Genomic DNA, 20131 nt, shown 5'->3' with positions numbered 1-20131 from the left:
TGGGAAGGAGCTGCGGCGATGGGCATGGCGGTTGTGGTGACGGGTGGTTCGCGTGGGATCGGGCGGGCGGTGGTGGAGCGGCTGGTGCGCGACGGGGCGTGCGTGGTGTTCAGCTATGCGGCCGATGAGCGGGCGGCGCGGGAGGTGGCCGCCGGTTGCGGGGGCCGGGCGACGGCCGTGCGGGCGGACGCGGCGGAGCTGGAGCAGGTGGAGCGGTTGTTCGAGGTGGCCGAGGAGGTGTTCGCCGCGGCTGGGGCGGGGCCGTTGTCGGCGTTGGTGAACAACGCCGGGGTCATCGCGCACGCGCCGGTGGAGGAGGTGACGCCGCAGGTGTACGACCGGGTGATGGCGGTCAACGCGCGGGGCGCCTATTTCACGTTGCGGGCGGCGGCGCGGCGGATGGCCGATGGGGGGCGGATCGTGAACGTCTCGACCACGGGCACGGCCTGGCCGAGCCCGGGTGAGTCGGTGTACGCGGCGAGCAAGGCGGCGCTGGAGCAGGTGACCCGGGTGGCGTCGCGGGAGCTGGGCCGGCGGGGCATCACCGTCAACTGCGTCTCCCCCGGCGCGACCGACACCGATCTGCTGCGGGCCGGTGCGCCGGCGGAGGTGCTGGAGACGGTGGCCCACATGACGGCGCTGGGCCGGGTGGGGACGCCGGCTGACATCGCGGCGGTGGTGGCGTTGCTGCTGGGGCCGGATGCCGGCTGGTTGACGGGGGTGAATGTGCGGGCCGACGGGGGTCTGGTCTGAGGGCCGCTGTGGCGGGGACGAGGGCCGTCGCGGCCGGTGCGTGGGGTGTCAGCGGCCGCGGGTCGGGTGGGGGGCCGGTTCGCGGCATGGCGGGGCGTCATGGCGTGCAGGACGGTGTGCTGGATGGTGCGGCGTGCCGGTGCGGCGTGCCGGTTTCGGTGGTCGCGGCGGCGTGGCAGGCGCCGAGACCGTCGGCGCGGGCGACGATCCGGCCGCGTTCGATGCGGACGGCGGCCTCGGTGCCGTCGCTGACGGCGGGCACCCCGGCGGCCGCCGCCAGTTCGCCGTGCGGGTCGTGCACCACTTGCAGGGGTGGCCAGGAGGCGGTGGGGATGGCCTGGCGCAGGCAGCGGCGCAGGTCCGCGAGGGCCAGCCGGGCCAGCGGCGTCAGTTCGGCCGGTGTGCCGGTGACCAGCACGGCCGTCACGTGGGTGCCGGGCGGCGCCGCGCGGACGGCCTCCTCGGCGGCGGCGAGCCGGTGCAGTCCCACGACGGCCACGACTCCGTCTCCGGTGAGCAGGGCGGGCTCGTCGCGCAGCGTGTCCTGGGCGGCTGGGGGCGCCCATGCCTGGTCGGCGGGTAGTGCGGGGGTGAACGCGGTGGGCGGGTGCCAGGCGTCGTCCAGGTCGAGGTCGGCGAGGCGGCCGCAGGCGGTGACGACGTCGAACGGTTCGGTGAAGCCCGGTGCGGCGGCGGCCAGCCGGCTGGCGCCGTGCAGCAGGGTGAGGGCCGTCTGCGCGAGTCGCACCTTGCGGGCGCCTGCGGGGCCGGTCCGCGGCGGGCGTTCCAGGGTGAGTCCGAGCAGGAGCGCGTTGAGCCGGACGAGCTGGGCGAAGGGTCGCCGGGTCAGCTCGTCGGCGATGATGACGGGCATCAGGTCTCTGCCCAGCCGGGCTTCGCCGTGGCGGTCGTCGGTGGCCAGGGGCAGCCGGGTGACCCAGGCGCGGGCGAACGCGGCGAGCGTCTCACGCGTCTCGCGGCCGGGCTCCCCCGACGCGCCGCCGGTCCCGGCGTAGGCGTTGTCGTAGGTGTCGTCGGACGTGCCGTCGAATGGGCCGTAGGGCGGACCGTCGGGTGGGGCAGGCTGGTCGGCTTCGGCGAGGTCGGCCAGGACGGTGAAGTAGAGCGCGCGCTTGCCGGGGAAGTTGGAGTAGACGGCGCCGCGGGTCAGCTCGGCACGTTCGGCGATGCCGTCGATGCGGGCCGCGTCGTAACCGTGCTCGGCGAACTCCTCGCGGGCGGCGGCCAGCACTTTGGCCCTGGTGCGTTCCTGCAGCTCCGCCCTGGTGAGCCGGGCCATCGTCCTCCCTCTGTGGCGTTTGCGGCGCCTGAAGATCCAGGATACCGTCACAATCCAGATGGTGGCATCATCTGGCCGGGGTCGTCCGAGGAGGACGGCCGGGGCCGTACCGACCGGTGAGGGGACGCATCCGAGTGGCACGGACAGGCGGCGGCAGCGATCTGCTGAGGTGCAGGTTCTGCGGCAAGGACCAGCAGCAGGTGCGCAAGCTCATCGCGGGACCGGGCCGGATCTGCATCTGCGACGAGTGCGTCGAGCTATGCAACGAGCTGATCGCCGAGGAGTTCGCCGCCGCCCGGCCCGCCCCGCGCCGGGTGCCGGTGCCGCGCGAGATCCACGCCTTCCTCGACCAGTACGTCATCGGCCAGGACGGTGCCAAGAAGGCGCTGGCGGTCGCGGTCCACAACCACTACAAGCGCATCGCGGTGCCGCGCGAGGCCGACGCGGTCGAGCTGGGCAAGTCCAACATCCTGCTGGTCGGCCCGACCGGCTCCGGCAAGACCTACCTGGCGCGGACGCTGGCGCGGCTGCTGGACGTGCCGTTCGCGATCGCCGACGCCACCGCCCTGACCGAGGCGGGCTATGTCGGCGAGGACGTCGAGAACATCCTGCTCAAGCTCGTCCAGGCCGCCGACGGTGACATCGCCAAGGCCGAGACCGGGATCGTCTACATCGACGAGATCGACAAGATCGCTCGCAGGGGTGACAATCCGTCGGTCACCCGTGACGTCTCCGGCGAGGGCGTCCAGCAGGCGCTGTTGAAGATCGTCGAAGGCACGGTGGCGAGCGTGCCCTCGCAGGGTGGACGCAGACACCCGCAGCAGGACTTCCTGCGGATCGACACCACCGGCGTGCTGTTCATCGTCGGCGGCGCGTTCGACGGTCTGGACCGGGTCGTCGAGCAGCGCACCGCCCGCCGTGGCGCCGGGTTCGGCGCGACGCCGCAGGCCCCGAGGGAGGACCTCATGGCCGAGGTCATGCCCGCCGACCTGCTGGCGTACGGGCTGATCCCGGAGCTTGTCGGCCGCCTGCCGATCGTGACGGCGCTGCAGCCGCCGGACCGCGCGGCGCTGGTGCGCATCCTCACCGAGCCGCGCGACGCCCTGATCCGGCAGTACCAGCGGCTGCTGGAGCTCGACGGGGTCGAGCTGGAGTTCGCCGAGGACGCCGTCGGCGCGATCGCCGACCAGGCGCTGCTGCGTCGCACCGGTGCCCGCGCCGCCCGCGCGATTTTGGAGGAGGTGCTGCTCGACGTCATGTACGAGGTGCCTAGCCGGGACGACGTGGCCCGTGTCGTGATCACGCGGGGCACCGTGCTCGACAAGGTCAATCCCACCCTCGTGCCGCGCGGTCTGCCGGGTGGCGAGCCGCGTCCCCGGGAGAAGTCCGCGTGAGCCTCGCTCCGGGCCTGGTGTGCTGAGCGCCGGGGATCAGCCGGTGGGCCGGCGTGGGGGGAGGCGGGCGGTCAGTTCGTAGCCGCCCTGCGGCAGCGGTCCCGCCTGGATGTGGCCGCCGGCCCTGGCCAGGCGTTCGGCCAGGCCGCGCAGCCCGCTGCCGCCGTTGACGGGGTCGGCCGGTTCCGTCCCCTGCGATGCCCGCATGGGGGTGTCCGCCTGGTTGGCCGGTGGCGGGTGCGCGGCGGCCGGGCGGCCGTCGTCGCGGATGCGGATCGTGTCCGCGCCCACCTCGATCTCGACCCGGGTGGCGCCGCTGTGGCGGATCACGTTCGTGACGCCCTCGCGCACCACCCAGCCCAGCAGCGCCTCCTGCTCCCCCACCGGCGCCGGGCCGCTGTGGTGGACGGTGGCCTCGATGCCCGCGGCGGCCAGCGCGTCGCGGGCGCGGGCCAGTTCGCCCAGCAGGCCGGCGCGGCGGTAGCCGGTGACCGCCTCGCGCACCTCCGTCAGCGCCTGCCGGCCCACCGCCTCGATGTCGCCGGCCTGGCGTTCGGCCTGGGCGGGGTCGCGCCGGGCCAGCCGTCGTACCGCCTCGGCCTTGACGACGATCACCGAGAGGGTGTGGCCCAGCAGGTCGTGCAGGTCGCGGGCGAAGCGCAGCCGTTCCTCGGCGACGGCCGCCTCGGCCAGCCGGCGGCGGGTCTCGCGCAGCTCGCCGATCACGGCGTACAGGTGCAGCAGTGTCGCGACGACCAGGCCGGTGCTGAACGTCCCCCACGAGAAGGCCATGACCGGCTCGACGGAGGCGCCCTGCGCCCACACCGTGGCGGCCGTCAGCACGGTCAGCGCCGCCAGGACGACCCGCACGGCCCTGCCGTACAGGGCGATCCCGCAGGCCACCCCCACCAGCGGGAACAGGTAGCGCCAGCTCGCGCCGTACCGGGCCGCCATGAGTGTCACCACGGCGGCCAGCGCCGCGAGCGCGATCCAGGCGGGGCGCGGCCTGCCGCGGAAGGTCAGCACCACCACGCCGGCGTACAGCGCGCAGGCGGCGGCCAGCGCGGTCCACGACAGCCAGGCGGGTCGCAGCGTGCCGTCCGCGGTCTCGGCCACGACCCCGACGCCGAGCAGGGCGAAGGGCAGGAACCCGGCGGGGCCCGGCGGCCGGGGCGGCTTGCCGTCGAGCGGTGTCAGATGGGCGGGCAGCACGTCACCACGTTAGGCCCGCGAGGTCGGTTGCGCGCCGGGGGGACGAGCTCACTCCCCGCTCCGTGAGAAGATCACCCTCATGACCGGTCTCCCAGGCGCAGTGACGAGCGACCCCAGGGTCAAGGTCAGCGGCATCGGGCGGATCGCCGGGCTGCGGCCTCGCCGCCGGCCGGGCGACGGCGGCGAGGTGAGCGGTGCCGACGTCGACCTGGTCGACGCGCTCGACCCGCTCGGCCGTGACACGGTGGCTTCGTGGCTGCGCGACACCTCCTCCCCCGCCATGCGGCAGGTGCGCCTGCGGGTGCTGGCGTCGTTCCTGCGCTGGTTACGTGCCGCCGAGCCGGGCCTCGGCCTGCTGGCCGTCACGGGGGCGGAGGTGGGGCGTTACTGTACGGCCGCGTTGGCCGGCGGGCCGTCCGGTGGTGCGCGGGTGGCCGGTAGGCCGCTGGCGAGTGCCACGGTGGCCAGGCGGCGGGCCGTCCTGGACGCGTTCTACGCCTACGCCTGGCGGTGCGGCGCGTTGCGGGCCGGCTGTGAGGCGGGCGGGGCGGGGGGCGGCGCCGGCTCCCCCGCCAATTCCCCCGCCGGCTCCCCCGCCGGTTCCTGTGGCGGGAGCGCGGCCGGGGCTCTCACCCGCGAGGAGCGGCGGCTGTTACGGCGCGGCGTCGCCCGGCTGGCCGCGGACGGCCGTACGGCGGAGGCGGCGGCGGTCGCCCTGCTGGACGCGACGGGCGCGGCCGTGGACGCGCTGGCCGGGCTGACCCCGCAGGACCTGTGCTCGGTCGCCGACGGCGCCGGCGGTGACAACGCCGTCGTCGTGCTGCGGACCGGCCGGGACGACATCGCCGCCTTCCCTGTGCCGGCGCCGGCGCGGCCGCTGCTGCGGACGCTGTGCGCGGGCCGGGCCGCCACGGAAGTGATGCTGCGTCGCGACGACGGCGAGCCCGTGGACCTGGCGTGGGTCGGTGCCGCGCTCGTGCGGGCCGCGCTGGCGGGTGGCATGCCTGAGGAGCGGGCGAGCCTGCTGCACCCGCGGATGCTGCGGGCGGCCAGGGTGGGCGACGGTGGCAGGGTGGGCGACGGTGGGCCGCGTGCGTGACGGCTCGGGTGAGGCGGGCGGGCCGAGGTGAGGAGCAGGCCCAGGTGAGGAGCAGGCCCAGGTGAGGAGCAGGCCCAGGTGAGGAGCAGGCCCAGGTGAGGAGCAGGCCGAGCGGGGCGGTGGTGTGGCTGTGGCCGGGCCGCGCCCTGTACGCCGGACCGTCCCTGCGGCTGGGGCCGCATTCGGGGGCGGTGGCGTGCCTGGCCGTGGGCGTGGACGCGGCCTTCACCGTTGACGCGCCGGCCGGTGGCCGGCTGCGGGCGCGCACGGTGCTCGTCGCCCCCCGGGTGCGCCACCAGCTCACGGCGTCCGGCGAGCGCATGGTGTTCCTGTATCTCGACGCCGGCTCGGCGGACGATCGGGGGTGCCGCGCCCGCTTCACGGCCGGTGCCGGTGCCGGCGGGGAGCGGTTCCTGGCCGGGCACCGGCACGAGGACGACCTGGTCGCGGCGGGGGCGGAGCTGTCCTCGCGCACGGCGGTCCCGCAGGTTGCCGCCTGGGTCTCCAAGGCCACCGGCCGCGCCGGGACGGGGTACGGCGACCCGCGCGTCACGGCCGCGACCCGGCGGCTCCTGGACGCCGACCGGCCGTTGCCCGCCGCGCTGGTGGGAGCGGAGCTGGGATTGTCGGAGTCTCGTTTCCTGCGGCTGTTCAGGGACGGCACCGGCACGTCGTATCGGCGCTTCAGGCTGTGGGCGCAGATGCATCGGGCCGCGCGGGCGCTGGCGGACGGCCACACCCTCACGCGGGCGGCGGCCGACGGCTTCTTCGCCAGCCCGTCCCATCTGAGCACGGCGTTTCGCGCCATGTTCGGTCTCACGCCGAGCGCTCTGCTGTCTCAGGATCTGACGATCCGGTGCCTGGACCCGTCACCTGAGGACGTCACCTGAGGACGGCCAGCAGCGCGCCCGCTGCGGCGACCTCCACGCAGAAGTAGCACCAGACGGGGTAGAACGCCGCCGGCCGTTCGACCGCCCGCCCCACCAGCCGCCCGCAGGCCATGCCCAGCAGGGACACGGCGACGGTGACCAGCACCCCCGTGCGCAGCCCGCCCGCGTCGGCCAGCGCCACCAGCAACAGGCCGCCGACGGCCACGCCGAAGCCGCCGTACACCGCCCGTATCTCGCTGCGCGCCTCGGCGGAGTCGGCGGCCATCCGGAACGGCCTGATCAGCGCGGCGGGCGCGACCAGTCCGAACACGCCCATGGCGAGAAAGAAGCCCGCCACCACGACGATCACCACACCCTGCACGACATCCTGCACGACGACACCTCCGCATTCGACGCCCCGATCATCGGGGCAGTCCAGCCTGCTCCCGACACCCCAGGCGGCGCTTCCACGAACCTGCCGCCACCGGCCGAGCGCGCCGGTGCCGGTGCCGGTGCAGGTGCCGGACAGGGCCCGCTCGGCCGTGGCGGCCCTCGCGCTAGGCGGCGAGGCGGGCGAGGCGGCGCAGCGACAGGCGGGCCAGCGCGCCGGCGACGGGGCGGGCCAGCGGCCAAAGAGCCCGCCCGAGCGGCCCGAACGGCAGGTCCAGCCGTTCGGCCCAGACGATGCGGGTGCCGCCCTGGCAGGGTTCGACGCGGAAGGCGCCCTCGCCGCGCACGACCCGGCCGGTGTGGCGGACGCGCACCAGCCGGGGCGGCTCCCACCGGGTGATCGTCATGGTGTCCAGGAAGCCGAACGGCCCGATCCCGGTGAACGCCTCGACCTGGTGGGGGCCGGTGCTGCGGGCGCTGGTCAGGACCATCCACTCCCGGTGTCGTGGCCAGTCGGTGAGCAGGGTGAAGACCCGCTCCGGCGGCGCGGCCACCTGTACGGCGGCTCCCATGTAGGCGTGGCTCACCCGTCGATCACCCTGACCTCGTGGACGGCGGACCGGCCCGGCTCGGCGAAGGCGAGCAGGGCGAGCGCCTCGGCGTGGACCTCCTCCTTCTGCCCGGCCGTCAGCGGTGCGAACGCCTCGACGGTCACCACGTGCTTGTCGCGCCGCCACACGCCGTGGACGAAGCCGTCGACGAGCACGGTGCCGAGGACCTGGCCGTTGACGGTGATGACGCGGCGGCGGTGCTCGTCGGAGATGACGCGGGTGCGGTCGGCGTGGCTGAGCAGCAGGTTGTCGAACGGCGCCACCAGCCGTACGGGGGCCGGCTCGTCGGCGTCGGGCCGGGGGGCCTCGGGCAGGTCGAGCAGTTCTCTGCCGTTGTCGTCGCGCAGGCGTACCAGCCGTGGGCGCAGCGGTTCGACGATCTCGCGCAGCCCTGTCAGCCCGGACCAGGCCTGCAGGTCGGCCACGGTGGCCGGCCCGAACGCGGCCAGGTAGCGCAGCACCATCCGTTGCGGGGAGGGGTCGGGGTGCGGTTCGCGGCCGAGCCACGTCTCGATGGTCGCATAGGCGGTCTGCCCGGCCTTGCCCCACACGGCCCGTGGCGGGACCTGCACCAGCGGCACGAGGCAGCGCATCAGATGGGCCGCGACGTGGGCGCCGACGTCGGGGAAGCGCTCGGCCAGCGCGGCGCCCAACTTGGCGGCGGTGAGCGGGCCGGCCTGTTCCAGCGCCTCGCGGCCGGCCTTGACGATCTCCTCGGGGCCGGTCTGCCGCAGGCGCGGTCCGTGCGTGGCAGCGACGAGCTTGGTGAGCAGCGGCTGCAGCAGGGGCCGCAGCGTCAGGCCGTCGTCGGCGCTGACCAGGTGGACGGTGCCGCGCATGAGCACGAGCCGGACCACGTCGCGCTCCACCAGCAGCCGGGCGAGTTCGTCGGGCCGGAACCCTTGCAGGCGTGACCACAGCCCGAAGTACGGCGGGAACGGCGCCTGCGCCTGCAGTCCCACGAGGTGCTCCACGGCCTGCAGAGCGGGCATGGCGTGCCGTCGCAGCAGCAGTTGGCGGGCGAGCGTGGCGCGGTTGAGTTCCCGGCGGCTGATCACGCCCACACCCTAGTGGACGGCCGTGCCGCCGCCCCACGGCCCGTTGGTGCGTTGTGGCGGAAGATCAGGGTAGTTCACAATGGCCCGATGGACATTGTTTCCTCGTTGCCCGCTTTCGTGGTGGCCGTCGTGTTGATCTCCGCCTCGCCGGGCCCGGCGATGGCGTTGATCCTGCGCCGGGCCGCGTTGCGCGGTCTGTCCGGCGCGGTGCCCACGGTGTTGGGGCTGGAGGCGGGCCTTTATGTGTGGGCGTTGTTCGCCGCCGCGGGGTTGGCGGCGCTGGTGGCCGCTTCCGAGGTGGCCTTCCTGGTGCTGCGTGTCGTCGGGGCGGGTTTCCTGCTCTACCTGGGGGTGCAGGCGTGGCGGTCGGCCCGGCGCGGCGCGCGGGAGGTGCAGGCCGTGGCGGAGCTCGCCCCGGAGTCGGCGCGTGGGTGGTGGAAGGCGTTCGGTGAGGGGGTGGTGGTGATGCTGGCCAACCCGAAGGCCGCCGCCTTCATGATCGCGTTCTATCCGCAGTTCGTCCCGGCCGACCGGCCGTTGTTCGCCACCACGGCGCTGCTGGCCCTGGTGCAGGTTGGCATCGAGATCGTGCTGTATCTGGCGCTCGCGGCCGCGGTGGGGCGGGCCGGGGCGTGGTTTCGCCGGCCGACGGTCCGGCGCCGGCTGGACGCGGTCAGCGGCACCGTGCTCATCGCCCTCGGCCTGCGCGTGGCCGTCGAGAGCCGCTGAGCCGGCCGGGAGCTGCTGAGCCGGCCGGGAGCTGCTGAGCCGGCGTGTGCGCCGGCCCGGGAGCCGCGGACGGCCCGGGCCGGGCGCCCGGGTCGGGGGCCCGGGTCGGGGGCCCGGGTCGGGGGCCCGGGTCGGGGGCCGCCGGGGGGCCGGCTCTCAGGACTGCAGGTAGCGCAGGACGGCCAGCACGCGGCGGCTGTATCCGGCCGTGTGCGACAGCTCCAGCTTGTCGAACAGCGCGTTGACGTGTTTTTCCACGGCGCTCTGGGACACGTGCAGTTCCTGCGCGATCGAGGCGTTGGTCAGGCCCTGCGCCATGCGCTCCAGCACCTGCCGCTCGCGCGGCGTCAGCCGGGCGAGCGGGTCGGCGTGCGAGGTGCGGGCGAGGAGCTGGCGGACGACTTCGGGGTCGAACGCCGCTCCCCCGGCGCCCACCCGGTCGAGGGCGTCCAGGAAGTCGCCCACCTGCGCCACCCGGTCCTTGAGCAGGTAGCCGACTCCTTCCACGTCGCCGCTCATCAGCTCGGTGGCGTACTTCTTCTCCACGTACTGCGACAGCACCAGCACCCGCACGGCGGGCCAGCGGCGTCTGACCTCCAGCGCGGCGCGCAGCCCCTCGTCGGTGTGGGTGGGCGGCATCCGCACGTCCACCACCACGATGTCGGGGACGTTCGCGGCCACGGCCGTCAGCAGGGCGGCGGCGTCGCTCACGGCGGCGGGCACCTCGTGGCCCTCCTCCAGCAGCAGCCGTACCAGGCCCTCGCGCAGCAGCGTCGAGTCCTCGGCCAGGATCACCCGCACGGCAGCTCCGCCACGATCGTCGTCGGCCCGCCGGTCGGGCTGTCCACCTTGAACCTGCCGTCCAGCGCGGCCACCCGGCGCGCCAGCCCCGACAGGCCGCCGCCGGCGGGGTCCGCGCCGCCGGAGCCGTCGTCGCGTACTGTCACGACGACCATGGTGCCGCACCGGCGCACGTCGACCGTGATCAGGGTGGCGCCGGAGTGTTTGGCGGCGTTGGTCACCGCCTCGCACACCACGAAGTACGCGGCGGTCTCCACCGGCATCGGCGGCCGTTCGGGCAGGTCGCAGGTGACCCGCACCGGCACGGAGGAGCGTTCGGCCACGCCGGACAGGGCCTCGCCCAGCCCGAGGGTGTCCAGGCCGCTCGGGTAGACGCGCCAGGCGACCTCCCGTAGTTCGCTCAGTGCGCGCTGGGCCTCCTGGTGGGCCTGGTCGAGCAGTTCGGGGCGGCCTCGCCGTGAACGGCCGATGAGCATGGACAGGGCGACCAGGCGTTGCTGGAGGCCGTCGTGCAGGTCGCGTTCGATCCGGCGGCGCTCGGAGTCGATCGCCGCGACGATCCCGGCCCGGCTCTCGGCCAGCTCGGCGATGCGGCGGTGCAGCGCCTCGGTGGGGTCGGGTGCCAGCAGCCGGCGCGCCAGCCGCCGCTCCAGGGCGTACACGCCGGCCAGGCCCGACAGGTCCAGGAAGAGCAGGACGACGCCGACGACGGCGGTGGACAGGGCCAGCGGCAGGGAGCTTCGCATGCCGTCGTAGGGCTGCCCGTTCGCCCAGGCGAGGGCGAGGTCGATGCCGATGTAGGCGCCGTAGCCGAGCAGCGCGAGGATGAGCCCGCCGAGCACGCCGGCGGGCAGCCGGGCGGCGAGGTAGCGCAGCGCCCGCCCGCCGTCCGGCTGCTCGTCCGGCCCGGCGTCCGGCTGGTCGTCGTGCGCCGGGCCGAGGGTCAGGCGCAGCGCGGCCGGGTCGAGGCGGAGCCGGCGGGCCTCCAGCCTCGCCAGCCGTGTGGCGCCCGCCGAGACGTTCGGGTTGCCGAGGAACGGCAGTGCCAGGAGCAGGAAAGCCGCCTCCAGCAGGGCGGTGAGCGTGCCGAGTGTCACCGCCGCGACGATCCGGGCGCCGTCAGCGACGTGAGGCATGCCGTCCCTTGCGCCGCTCGGCCAGCCGTACGCCGATGAAGACGACGACCGCCAGCGCCACGAGGCCGAGCACCACCTTGGAGCCGATGCCGACGTAGCCCTCGACCAGCTCCCACTGCTCGCCCAGCGCGTAGCCGGCCAGGACGAAGGCGGTGTTCCAGATCGCGCTGCCCGCCGTGGTCAGGGCGAGGAAGGTGAGCAGGGGCATGCGTTCCACGCCGGCCGGGACGGAGATGAGGCTGCGGAAGATGGGGATCATCCGTCCGAAGAACACGGTCATGCGGCCGTGCTTGAGGAACCATGCTTCCGTCTTTTCGATGTCGGACGGCTTGACCAGCGGCATCTTGGCGGCGATGGCCAGCACCCGGTCCCGGCCGAGCAGCGCGCCGACCCAGTAGAGGGCGAGCGCGCCCAGCACGGAGCCCAGCGTGGTGAACACCAGTACGTCGACCAGTCCCATGTCGCCCCTGCTGGCGGTGAAGCCGGCGAGCGGCAGCACCACTTCGCTGGGCAACGGCGGGAAGAGGTTCTCCAGGGCGATCGCGATGCCCGCGCCGGGCGCCCCGAGGCGCTCCATGAGCCAAACCATCCATTCAGTCATGCGACAAGGCTAGGGGCGATCGGGGGTGCGGGTAATGCGGAAGGCAACCAGGTGTTGTTGGGGTAAACCGCACTGCCTATGTACCGTACACTGTACGGTCGTGAGCTCCTCAACGGAACTGGTACGACAGGCGGTCGTCTTCGAGCCCTCGGACCCGCCCCGAGCGGGCCAGATGGCCTTTCTCGACCTCGACGGCGACGCCCCGTCCGGTGAGATCCCGTCCGGCGACGCCAGGGCGGGCGACGCCACGGTTTGCGTGGTGCGGCCGCTCGGCGGCGGGCTGCGCGTCCACCGGGTGGGGGCCACCCGCGTGCCCGTCGGCGAGGCCGTGGCGAGCCTGGTGCGGGCTCGCCGCGACGAGCAGGCGCACCCGGCGGCCCGCTTCTGGGGAGCGGTGGCGCTGGTGGCGCTGCAGCTCGTCACCCGGGGCCGCGTCGTGCCCGGCGTGACGGCGCAGGGGAACGACTCCTGGCGGGCGGGCCCGTTCGACGCCGCCGACCTGCTGCGCATCAGGGAGCTGGCCGAGGCGATGCCGGCGACCGCGCGGGCCGTTCCGCTGGACGGCGCGCAGGCGGACGGGCCGCTGCTGGCCGACGCCGAGGGGCTGGTGCGGGCGTTCCTCGACGCGGTGGCCGACGCGATGCCGCGCTCGCCCGGCGCGGTGCGTGCCACCGGCACGACCGCGTTCGCGGCCGTCCGCCCCGTCAAGGTGCCGCACCTGCGGGGCTGGGCCGACGAGGTGGCCGCCGGTCTGGACTCGGGGGTGCGGCTGTCGCTGCGGCTGGAGGCCGACGACCCGGCCGAGGCGGAGTTCCGGGCGGTCGTGCAGGTGCACAGCCTGGCCGATCCGTCGCTCGTGGCCGACGCCGCGGAGCTGTGGGACGGCGGCGACCACGGGTTCGGGCCGCGGGCGCGGATCGACGCCACCATGGCCGTGCGGCGGGCGGCCCGCGCCTGGCCGGCGCTGGAGCGGCTGCTCGACAGCGAGGTGCCCGACGAGCTGACGCTGTCCGACGGCGAGGTGGAGCAGCTCCTGGCCGGCGGCGCCGAGCGGCTGGCCGCCGCCGGGGTGGAGGTGCACTGGCCGCGGTCGATGGTGCGCGGCCTGAGTGCCCGCGCGGTCGTCGGGGAGCGGGACGCCGCGCCGTCCGACCTGCCGTCCTTCTTCGGCGGCCACCACCTGACGAGCTTCGACTGGCAGCTCGCCCTCGGCGGCGAGCGGCTGACCGCCGCGGAGATGGACCGGCTGGCCGAGGCGCACCGCCCGGTCGTGCGGCTGCGCGACCAGTGGGTGCTCGTCGACCCCGAGCTGGCGCGCCGGGCGCGCCGGCGCGACCTGACGCCGCTGACCGGGCTGCAGGCGCTCGGCGCCGCGCTCACCGGCGCCGTGGAGGTCGACGGCGAGCAGGTGCCGGTGGAGCCGAGCGCCTGGCTGGCCGAGCTGCGTGAGCGGCTCACCGAGCCGGAGGACGTCCCGGCGCCCGCGGAGCTGGCCGCGACGCTGCGCGACTACCAGTTGCAGGGGCTGCGCTGGCTGGCCAGGATGACCTCGCTCGGGCTGGGCGCCTGCCTGGCCGACGACATGGGCCTGGGTAAGACGATCACGCTGATCGCGCTGCACCTGCACCGGCGCGGGGCGGGCGGCGGGCCGACCCTGGTGGTGTGCCCGGCGTCGCTGCTGGGCAACTGGGAGCGGGAGATCACCCGGTTCGCGCCCGGCGTCGCGGTGCGCCGCTACCACGGCAGCGCGCGCGCCCTCGCCGAGGAGGGGTTCGTGCTGACGACGTACGGCACCATGCGGCTGGACGCGGCCCGGCTGGCGGAGCACACGTGGGGTCTGGTGGTGGCCGACGAGGCCCAGCACGTCAAGAACCCCACCTCCGGCACCGCCAAGGCGCTGCGGGAGATCCCGGCGGCCGCCCGCGTCGCGCTGACCGGCACCCCGGTCGAGAACAACCTGTCGGAGCTGTGGGCCGTCCTCGACTGGACCACGCCGGGGCTGCTCGGCTCGCTGGGCAGGTTCCGGACACGGTGGGCCAAACCGGTTGAGTCGGGTGATGGTGAGGCGGCCGAGCGGCTGGCCCGGCTGGTGGGGCCGTTCCTGCTGCGCCGCCGCAAGTCCGATCCGGGCATCGCGCCCGAGCTGCCGCCGAAGACCGAGACCGACCGGCCGGTGCCGCTCACCGCCGAGCAGGCGGGCCTGTACGAGGCCGCGGTCCGCGAGATCATGGCGCAGATCGAGGGTGCGCGCGGGATGGCCAGGCGGGGTCTGGTGGTCAAGCTGCTGACCGGGCTCAAGCAGATCTGCAACCATCCGGCGCAGTACCTGCACGAGGCGCAGCCGCGGCTGACCGGCCGTTCGGGCAAGCTGGAGCTGCTGGACGAGCTGGTCGACACGATCGTCGCCGAGGACGGCGCGGTGCTGGTCTTCACCCAGTACGTCGCCATGGCGCGGCTGCTGGAGCGGCACCTGACCGGCCGGGGCGTGGCCACGCAGTTGCTGCACGGCGGCACGCCGGTGGCCCGCCGGGAGGAGATGGTGCGGCGTTTCCAGGACGGCGGCGCCCCGGTGTTCCTGCTGTCGCTGAAGGCGGCCGGCACGGGGCTCAACCTCACCCGGGCCGACCACGTGATCCACTACGACCGCTGGTGGAACCCGGCGGTCGAGGACCAGGCGACCGACCGTGCCTACCGCATCGGGCAGACCAGGCCGGTGCAGGTGCACCGGCTGATCGCCGAGGGCACCATCGAGGACCGTATCGCCGGGATGCTGGCCGCCAAGCGGTCCCTGGCCGAGTCCGTGCTGGCCGCCGGCGAGGCGGCCCTGACCGAACTGACCGACGCCGAGCTGGCCGCCCTGGTGGAGCTGCGATGAGATCCGACGTGAGTGCCGCGCGGGGGTTTCCCGCCTTCTCCCGGCAGGGGGCCGGTGCCCGGTTCGCGACCTCCTGGTGGGGGCGGGCCTGGATCAAGGCCATGGAGGACACCTCCCTGGACCATGGGCTGTTGAAGAAGGGTCGTGCCTACGCCAAGACGGGCCAGGTGGGCCCGATCACGGTCAGTCCGGGCCGGCTCGCCGCCGTCACCGAGGAGCCCGGCTACGACGCCGAGTACCACACGGTGGTCCGGGTCGAGCAGCTCGGCGAGGCCGAGTGGGAACGCTTCCTCGACCAGGTGGCCGCCAAGGCGGGGCACATCGCCGCGCTGCTGGACGGCGAGATGCCGCACGACCTGGTGGAGGCGGCAGAGCAGGCGGGCGTGCCGTTGCTGCCGACGGTCGGCGATCTGGAGCCGGACTGTTCCTGTCCCGACTGGGGCCATCCGTGCAAGCACGCGGCCGCCTTGTGCTACCAGGCGTCGTGGCTGCTCGACGGCGATCCGTTCGTGCTGCTGCTGTTGCGTGGGCGCGGCCGGCAGGAGCTGGTCGAGGCGTTGCAGAGCCGCTCGGTGCCGGATCCGGTGCGGGCCACGGTGCGGGCCACGGTGCGGGCCACGGCGGCGGGCGTGCCCGCCGCCGTGGCGTTCGCGCTGGGCGTGCCGCCGCTGCCGGACCCGCCGCCGGTGGAGGTGGCCTTCACCCCGCTGGAGCTCGATCCGGCGCCGGGCGTGGGGGTGGCGGCGCTGCGGGTGCTGGCCGCCTCGGCGGCCTCGCGGGCGCGTGAGCTGCTGGTGTCGGGCCGGCAGGCCGAGCTGACCGAGTTCCAGGACCGCGTCCGGCTGGCCGCCGAGCACGATCTGGATGTGGGGCTGGAGGCGGCGGTACGGGCCTGGCGGTACGGCGGCGTGAGCGGGCTGGAGGTGCTGGAGTCGCCCTGGACCCCGCCCGGGCAGGAGCTGGCCCGCTCGCGGGCGCTGCTGGAGGCGGGCTGGGAGGGCGAGGCTCCTCCGGCGGTGCAGGCGTGGCGCAACCGTTGGACGGTGGGCGAGCTCCAGCTCCGTTACGGCAGGGACGGCCGCTGGTACCCGTTCGAGCTGCGTGACGGGCAGTGGTGGCCGGCGGGGCCGCCCGAGCGTGATCCGTCGGTGCTGCTGGTGTGAGGTTGCGCGGCCCGCCACTCCGGTGATTACATGATTACATGATCGATGAACCGGGGCCCACACTGTACGAGTGGGCGGGCGGCGCGCAGGCGCTGGAGCGGCTGACCGAGGTGTTCTACGCCCAGGTGGTCAAGGACGAGCTGATCGGGCCGCTGTTCGCGCACATGGACCCGGGGCATCCCCGCTACGTCGCCATGTGGCTGGGCGAGGTGTTCGGCGGCCCCGACCGCTACACCAAGGAGCGCGGCGGCTACCCGCACATGCTGCGCCAGCATCTCGGCAGGGGCATCACCGAGCCGCAACGGCGCCGGTGGGTGAGCCTGCTCATGGACGCCGCCGACGAGGCGGGGCTGCCCGACGACCCGGAGTTCCGGGCCGCGTTCGCCGGCTACATCGAGTGGGGCACCCGGCTCGCGGTGCACAACTCGGGGCCCGGCGCCACCCCGGTGACCGACGCGCCGGTGCCGCGCTGGGGATGGGGCGTCGCCCCGCCGTACCAGCCCTGACGGCCGCCGCGGCGGCCGTCAGGGGATGCGCCTTGTTCCCGGCGGGGCCGCCGGCCCTGCCGCACGGGGTGCTTTTGCCCCGCCAGGACCGGCTCCGATAGGGTGGCCGTCCCAGGTGGACACGACTGAGGAGGTGAGCCCCATTACCGCCATGTCAGGCCGGGTGCTCTCCCCTCGTGGTCGTGCCGTCGCCACGGCGTAGGTGACCGGGAGAGCGCCCCTGGGCACCCGAAAGGCGCTCCATGCCATCCCCGCTGTCGTCCCCGACGCCGCCGCACTCCCTCGACCCCGCCCCCATCGTGACGCGACTGCGCGCCGCCGGCTGCGTGTTCGCCGAGGACGAGGCGCGGCTGCTCCTGTCCACCGCCCACGACGCCGGCGACCTCGACGCCATGGTCGAACGACGCGTCGCCGGCCTGCCGCTCGAACACGTCCTCGGCTGGGCCGAGTTCCGCGGCATGCGCATCGCCGTGGACACGGGCGTCTTCGTGCCGCGCCGCCGCAGCGAGTTCCTCGCCGACCAGGCCACCGCTCTCGCCCGATCCGCTCTCGCCCGGACCGCCCGCGGGCCCGGCGCGGGTGACGGCGGGCCCGTCGTCGTGGTGGACCTGTGCTGCGGCTCCGGCGCGCTGGCCGCGGCACTGGCCGCGGCACTGGCACCCACGCCGCCCCCCGGACCGGCTTCAGGACCGCTTCCGGCGCCGGCAACAGGACTGGCTACAAGACCGGTTTCAAGGTCGATTTCAGGGCCGGTTTCAAGGACGGGCTCGAGGCCGGATCGGGTCGCCGGTCCATTCGAGCTGCACGCCGTCGACATCGACCCGGCCGCGGTGCGCTGCGCCCGCCGCAACCTCGCCGCCGCCGGCGGCCACGTCCACGAGGGCGACCTGTACCAGCCGCTGCCCACGAACCTGCTGGGCCGCGTCGACGTCCTGATCGCCAGCCCGCCGTACGTGCCCACCGAGGCGATCGCCCTGCTGCCGCCGGAGGCCCGCGAACACGAGCCGCTGGTGGCGCTCGACGGGGGCGCCGACGGGCTCGACATCGTCCGCCGAGTCGTCGAGCAGGCACCCCGCTGGCTCGCCCCGGGCGGTCACCTGCTGGTCGAGACCGGCGAACAGCAGGCGCGGCCGGCCGCCGAGGCGATGGCCCGCGCCGGACTCACTCCTCGGATCGCCACCTACCGCACCCTGCACGCCACCGCCGTCATCGGCACCCGCCCCACCCCACCCGACGCCCCACCCGAATGTCCGTCCGAGTTTCCGGCCGGCTGACGTTCGGGTGCCGTCGGGGTCGGCTATGTCGAGGCGGCGCGCAGCGTCGCGGCAACGGCCGCCGCGTGGTCGGGGTCGGCCATGACCTGACCGCCGTGGACCAGGGGGAAGTGGGTGTTGTAGGCGGCCGTCCTGGCGTCGGGTGACAGGGCGTGGCGTACTGATCTCCCCGCCTGCCAGCGCGGCCGGACTGCCTCCCGCTCCGCTTCGCCCGGGCGGTGATGCCACCTGCAGCTCGGGCATGCCGGCATGCCGGTCGCGGTATCGATGAAGAAGATGGAGCGGCTGACGTCCTGGGAGCGGTGCGGATCCGCAGACGGGCCGGCCATCCACTCGCCGGTGGCCCCGTCGATCGGATGGCCGGTCAGCTCCGCCTCGTAGCCGCGGATGAGTTCAGCGAGCGGGGAGTCGTGCCCGACCGGCCTTGTCTCGCCCCGCTCGGCCGAAGCCAGTGCGGCGGCGAGCACCGGGTGGTCGGCCACGCCGGCCAGCTCACACTGGCGTCGGGCTTCGGCGACCGCGGCCCGCCGCTGAAGGTCAGGGGAGGCATGGTCGATGGCCTCGGCGAGCTCCCGGTCGAAGGCCCGCAGGGCGTGCCGGGCGAGCGGGTCACCTTCCGGGGGATCGTCGGGAACCGCGTCGGTGATGACCCCGCCCAGCAGCGGCCCGTCCAGCAGCGCGGGGGTGAAAAGCACTCCGGAGATACGACTGGCCAGCGCGAGGGCCGCAGGAACGGAGCCGGACAGGTACTGGAACTCCTCATCCGGTTCGGGTTCCAGGCCTAGCTCGCGCATGTCCTCAATCAGCGCGTCGGGGTGGCTGCCCCAGCGCTCCTGGGGCGTCTGCGGGCGAAAAGCCGTCCGAATCCGGCCGTCTGCAGCGTGTGCGAAGTCATGCGAAGCCGCGTAGTTGTGGCGCATGACGGAGACGGCCTCACCGCCGTCGCGGGTCAGCTCGCGCAGGGTCTCGGGCCGGGTCCCCTCCCAGCCGCTGTACTCGAAGGCGATCGTCCAGTCGCCGGCCCGGGTCACCAGCACCATGTCGCAGCAGCCGTCGGTCTCCTCGATGCGCTCCATGACCTCCTCGTCGTCCACCGGATGGATGTTGTCGTCGGACACGCCGAACCGCCGGAGCGTCTCGCGCTCGTCCAGGCCGCGGACGAGGGTGACGGTGTAGATCTCCTCCGGCCAGTCGCCCTCCCACGCGTAGTCCCCGGGCATGATCTTGCGCATCAGTAGCCCCAGTTCTTCCCATTCATGATCACGGGTGAGTATGGCAGGCGGATCCGACATCCCCGACGGCAGAAAGGATCGGCTCGTCGCGCCTCCGGCCCAGCAGGATGCAACTGCACTGACGGCCGGCTGCAGCGGGACAGGCGGCGATTACATGCAGGTGGTGGCCGGTGAAAGGTGGGTGAGCTTCCCCGGGTTGACGATGCCGTAGACGTGACGCGCCCTGTTGGTGACGGCGTCCAGGTCCAATACCAGCACCGCGAGCAGCTCATCCTCAGCCGTCAGCAGCGCGGTGGGCTGGCTGCCGGGGAGCCAGCGGGCGCACAGGTGGCCATAGCGGGGGCCGAGCTTCGCGAGTAGGCGTGCCACCTTGGCCGCCCCACTCACTGGGCGTAGGGCGGCCCGCACCGCGCCGCCGCCGTCGGTCCATAGGGTGACGTCGGGGGCAAGGACATCCATCAGGTCGCCGAGGTGGCCGCCGAGCGTGGCGGCAAGAAAGCGCTCGGCGGCCCGGCGCGCAAGGTCGGGGTCTGCGGGGAAGCGCGGCCGCCGCGCCTGGACGTGCTCGCGGGCGCGGTGGATCAGCTGGCGGGCCGCTGCGGGGGATCGCTCCAGGACGCGGGCGATCTCGGCGTGCTCGTAGCCGAATCCCTCGCGGAGCACGAAGGCCGCCCGTTCCAGAGGAGAGAGGGTTTCCAGCACCACCAGCAGGCCGAAGGTCAGTTCTTCTGCCCGGGAGGCAGCCTCGGCGGGGTCGGCTGCGGTGAGCAGGGGCTCGGGTAGCCAGGGCCCTACGTAGTCCTCCCGGGCCGCGCGCAGGCGGCGCGAGCGTGCCAGCGCTTGCCGTACGGCGATGCGCACCAGGTACGCCTTGGGATGCTCGATCTGGTCGGTCTCCACGGAGGCCCAGGCCAGCCAGGATTCCTGCACCACGTCCTCGGCGTCGTGCACGCTGCCGAGGATTTCGTAGGCGAGCGTGAACAGCAGGTTCCTGTGCTGGTTGAAGGTGGTGTCCGCAGCGGCCATCTGTCTCCTTGAATGCCATGTCCTGCCCATGTAAGGCGATCCGCGGCCCAGATGTGACATGTGCCCTGGATCACATGGCGTCCATGTCACGCCTCCAGGCGC

The 20131-nt window shown here is 74.2% G+C and carries 19 protein-coding genes; 9 read left to right on the top strand and 10 right to left on the bottom strand.

Annotated features, from left to right (window positions below; translation table 11 throughout):
- The first annotated feature begins 18 nt into the window (after positions 1–18).
- Positions 19–753 carry an SDR family oxidoreductase gene (locus tag ACGF0J_RS09245; RefSeq protein ID WP_393143659.1) on the top strand — a complete coding sequence of 245 codons (735 nt, stop codon included), beginning with the start codon at positions 19–21 and terminating at the stop codon, positions 751–753.
- Positions 754–850: 97 nt separating this feature from the next.
- Here ACGF0J_RS09245 and ACGF0J_RS09240 read toward each other — a convergent pair whose 3' ends face one another.
- On the bottom strand, positions 851–2053 hold the full coding sequence (locus ACGF0J_RS09240) for a TetR/AcrR family transcriptional regulator (protein WP_393143657.1): 1203 nt from the start codon (positions 2051–2053) through the stop codon (positions 851–853).
- Positions 2054–2187: 134 nt separating this feature from the next.
- Here ACGF0J_RS09240 and clpX point away from each other — a divergent pair, with 134 nt between their 5' ends.
- Entirely contained in the window at positions 2188–3447 is a 1260-nt protein-coding gene (clpX, locus tag ACGF0J_RS09235; protein ID WP_393143655.1) for an ATP-dependent Clp protease ATP-binding subunit ClpX, read from the top strand.
- A 36-nt stretch (positions 3448–3483) separates the two neighbouring features.
- Here the strand turns inward: clpX and ACGF0J_RS09230 are convergent, their stop codons facing one another.
- Complete coding sequence (locus ACGF0J_RS09230) at positions 3484–4659, bottom strand: sensor histidine kinase (RefSeq protein ID WP_393143653.1); 1176 nt, start codon at positions 4657–4659, stop codon at positions 3484–3486.
- A gap of 79 nt (positions 4660–4738) precedes the next feature.
- On the opposite strand from ACGF0J_RS09230, the gene ACGF0J_RS09225 reads away from it, so the two are divergent.
- Together ACGF0J_RS09225 and ACGF0J_RS09220 are read left to right on the top strand one after the other, a co-directional pair.
- Complete coding sequence (locus ACGF0J_RS09225) at positions 4739–5758, top strand: hypothetical protein (RefSeq protein ID WP_393143651.1); 1020 nt, start codon at positions 4739–4741, stop codon at positions 5756–5758.
- 95 nt (positions 5759–5853) lie between these two features.
- Complete coding sequence (locus tag ACGF0J_RS09220) at positions 5854–6648, top strand: helix-turn-helix transcriptional regulator (protein ID WP_393143649.1); 795 nt, start codon at positions 5854–5856, stop codon at positions 6646–6648.
- On the opposite strand, the gene ACGF0J_RS09215 is transcribed toward ACGF0J_RS09220, so the two are convergent.
- The 3 genes from ACGF0J_RS09215 to ACGF0J_RS09205 form a co-directional block, all read right to left on the bottom strand.
- Positions 6641–7021 carry a DUF4345 domain-containing protein gene (locus tag ACGF0J_RS09215; protein ID WP_393143647.1) on the bottom strand — a complete coding sequence of 127 codons (381 nt, stop codon included), beginning with the start codon at positions 7019–7021 and terminating at the stop codon, positions 6641–6643. The genes ACGF0J_RS09220 and ACGF0J_RS09215 overlap by 8 nt on opposite strands.
- Before the next feature lie 163 nt (positions 7022–7184).
- Positions 7185–7604, bottom strand: coding sequence for an SRPBCC family protein (locus ACGF0J_RS09210; RefSeq protein ID WP_393143645.1), 420 nt, complete (start codon positions 7602–7604; stop codon positions 7185–7187).
- Positions 7601–8686 carry a winged helix DNA-binding domain-containing protein gene (locus ACGF0J_RS09205; RefSeq protein WP_393143643.1) on the bottom strand — a complete coding sequence of 362 codons (1086 nt, stop codon included), beginning with the start codon at positions 8684–8686 and terminating at the stop codon, positions 7601–7603. Before ACGF0J_RS09205 ends, ACGF0J_RS09210 begins: the two co-directional genes overlap by 4 nt.
- An 87-nt stretch (positions 8687–8773) precedes the next feature.
- Between ACGF0J_RS09205 and ACGF0J_RS09200 the strand changes: the two genes are divergently transcribed.
- On the top strand, positions 8774–9415 hold the full coding sequence (locus tag ACGF0J_RS09200; RefSeq protein WP_393143641.1) for a LysE family translocator: 642 nt from the start codon (positions 8774–8776) through the stop codon (positions 9413–9415).
- Positions 9416–9571: 156 nt separating this feature from the next.
- Here ACGF0J_RS09200 and ACGF0J_RS09195 read toward each other — a convergent pair whose 3' ends face one another.
- Genes ACGF0J_RS09195 through ACGF0J_RS09185 form a run of 3 tightly spaced genes read right to left on the bottom strand, consistent with a single transcriptional unit; the run spans position 9572 to position 11953 of the window.
- Positions 9572–10216, bottom strand: a complete 645-nt coding sequence (locus ACGF0J_RS09195; protein ID WP_393143639.1) for a LuxR C-terminal-related transcriptional regulator — start codon at positions 10214–10216, stop codon at positions 9572–9574.
- Positions 10207–11352 (bottom strand): sensor histidine kinase, encoded by a 1146-nt coding sequence (locus ACGF0J_RS09190; RefSeq protein ID WP_393143637.1) that lies wholly within the window; start codon positions 11350–11352, stop codon positions 10207–10209. The genes ACGF0J_RS09195 and ACGF0J_RS09190 overlap by 10 nt, the downstream gene beginning before the upstream one ends.
- Positions 11336–11953: a DedA family protein gene (locus ACGF0J_RS09185; RefSeq protein WP_393143635.1), complete on the bottom strand. Its 618-nt coding sequence runs from the start codon at positions 11951–11953 to the stop codon at positions 11336–11338. Before ACGF0J_RS09185 ends, ACGF0J_RS09190 begins: the two co-directional genes overlap by 17 nt.
- 100 nt (positions 11954–12053) lie before the next feature.
- Here ACGF0J_RS09185 and ACGF0J_RS09180 point away from each other — a divergent pair, with 100 nt between their 5' ends.
- The 4 genes from ACGF0J_RS09180 (at position 12054) to ACGF0J_RS09165 (ending at position 17771) form a co-directional block, all read left to right on the top strand.
- Positions 12054–14828 carry a DEAD/DEAH box helicase gene (locus ACGF0J_RS09180; protein WP_393143633.1) on the top strand — a complete coding sequence of 925 codons (2775 nt, stop codon included), beginning with the start codon at positions 12054–12056 and terminating at the stop codon, positions 14826–14828.
- Complete coding sequence (locus ACGF0J_RS09175; RefSeq protein WP_393143631.1) at positions 14825–15991, top strand: SWIM zinc finger family protein; 1167 nt, start codon at positions 14825–14827, stop codon at positions 15989–15991. Before ACGF0J_RS09180 ends, ACGF0J_RS09175 begins: the two co-directional genes overlap by 4 nt.
- 38 nt (positions 15992–16029) lie before the next feature.
- Positions 16030–16497, top strand: coding sequence for a group II truncated hemoglobin (locus ACGF0J_RS09170; RefSeq protein WP_393143629.1), 468 nt, complete (start codon positions 16030–16032; stop codon positions 16495–16497).
- A gap of 242 nt (positions 16498–16739) precedes the next feature.
- Positions 16740–17771 carry a HemK family protein methyltransferase gene (locus ACGF0J_RS09165; RefSeq protein ID WP_393143627.1) on the top strand — a complete coding sequence of 344 codons (1032 nt, stop codon included), beginning with the start codon at positions 16740–16742 and terminating at the stop codon, positions 17769–17771.
- Positions 17772–17794: 23 nt separating this feature from the next.
- On the opposite strand, the gene ACGF0J_RS09160 is transcribed toward ACGF0J_RS09165, so the two are convergent.
- Positions 17795–19003: a DUF6461 domain-containing protein gene (locus ACGF0J_RS09160; protein ID WP_393143625.1), complete on the bottom strand. Its 1209-nt coding sequence runs from the start codon at positions 19001–19003 to the stop codon at positions 17795–17797.
- Between the two features lie 150 nt (positions 19004–19153).
- Positions 19154–20029 carry an RNA polymerase sigma factor SigJ gene (gene sigJ / locus ACGF0J_RS09155; RefSeq protein ID WP_393143623.1) on the bottom strand — a complete coding sequence of 292 codons (876 nt, stop codon included), beginning with the start codon at positions 20027–20029 and terminating at the stop codon, positions 19154–19156.
- Positions 20030–20131: the final 102 nt, after the last annotated feature.

Source organism: Nonomuraea sp. NPDC047897, assembly GCF_043204415.1.
GTDB lineage: Bacteria > Actinomycetota > Actinomycetes > Streptosporangiales > Streptosporangiaceae > Nonomuraea.
The sequence above is the reverse complement of the archived record's forward strand: the minus strand, read 5'-3'. Positions and strand labels throughout refer to the sequence as shown.

Coding starts and splice junctions, on each gene's coding strand:
- ACGF0J_RS09175 (WP_393143631.1), top strand. CDS start 14,825: ATGAGATCCGACGTGAGTGCCGCGCGGGGGTTTCCCGCCTTCTCCCGG.
- ACGF0J_RS09165 (WP_393143627.1), top strand. CDS start 16,740: ATGCCATCCCCGCTGTCGTCCCCGACGCCGCCGCACTCCCTCGACCCC.
- sigJ (WP_393143623.1), bottom strand. CDS start 20,029: ATGGCCGCTGCGGACACCACCTTCAACCAGCACAGGAACCTGCTGTTC.
- ACGF0J_RS09170 (WP_393143629.1), top strand. CDS start 16,030: ATGATCGATGAACCGGGGCCCACACTGTACGAGTGGGCGGGCGGCGCG.
- ACGF0J_RS09245 (WP_393143659.1), top strand. CDS start 19: ATGGGCATGGCGGTTGTGGTGACGGGTGGTTCGCGTGGGATCGGGCGG.
- ACGF0J_RS09185 (WP_393143635.1), bottom strand. CDS start 11,953: ATGACTGAATGGATGGTTTGGCTCATGGAGCGCCTCGGGGCGCCCGGC.
- ACGF0J_RS09225 (WP_393143651.1), top strand. CDS start 4,739: ATGACCGGTCTCCCAGGCGCAGTGACGAGCGACCCCAGGGTCAAGGTC.
- ACGF0J_RS09160 (WP_393143625.1), bottom strand. CDS start 19,003: ATGCGCAAGATCATGCCCGGGGACTACGCGTGGGAGGGCGACTGGCCG.
- ACGF0J_RS09190 (WP_393143637.1), bottom strand. CDS start 11,352: ATGCCTCACGTCGCTGACGGCGCCCGGATCGTCGCGGCGGTGACACTC.
- ACGF0J_RS09200 (WP_393143641.1), top strand. CDS start 8,774: ATGGACATTGTTTCCTCGTTGCCCGCTTTCGTGGTGGCCGTCGTGTTG.
- ACGF0J_RS09240 (WP_393143657.1), bottom strand. CDS start 2,053: ATGGCCCGGCTCACCAGGGCGGAGCTGCAGGAACGCACCAGGGCCAAA.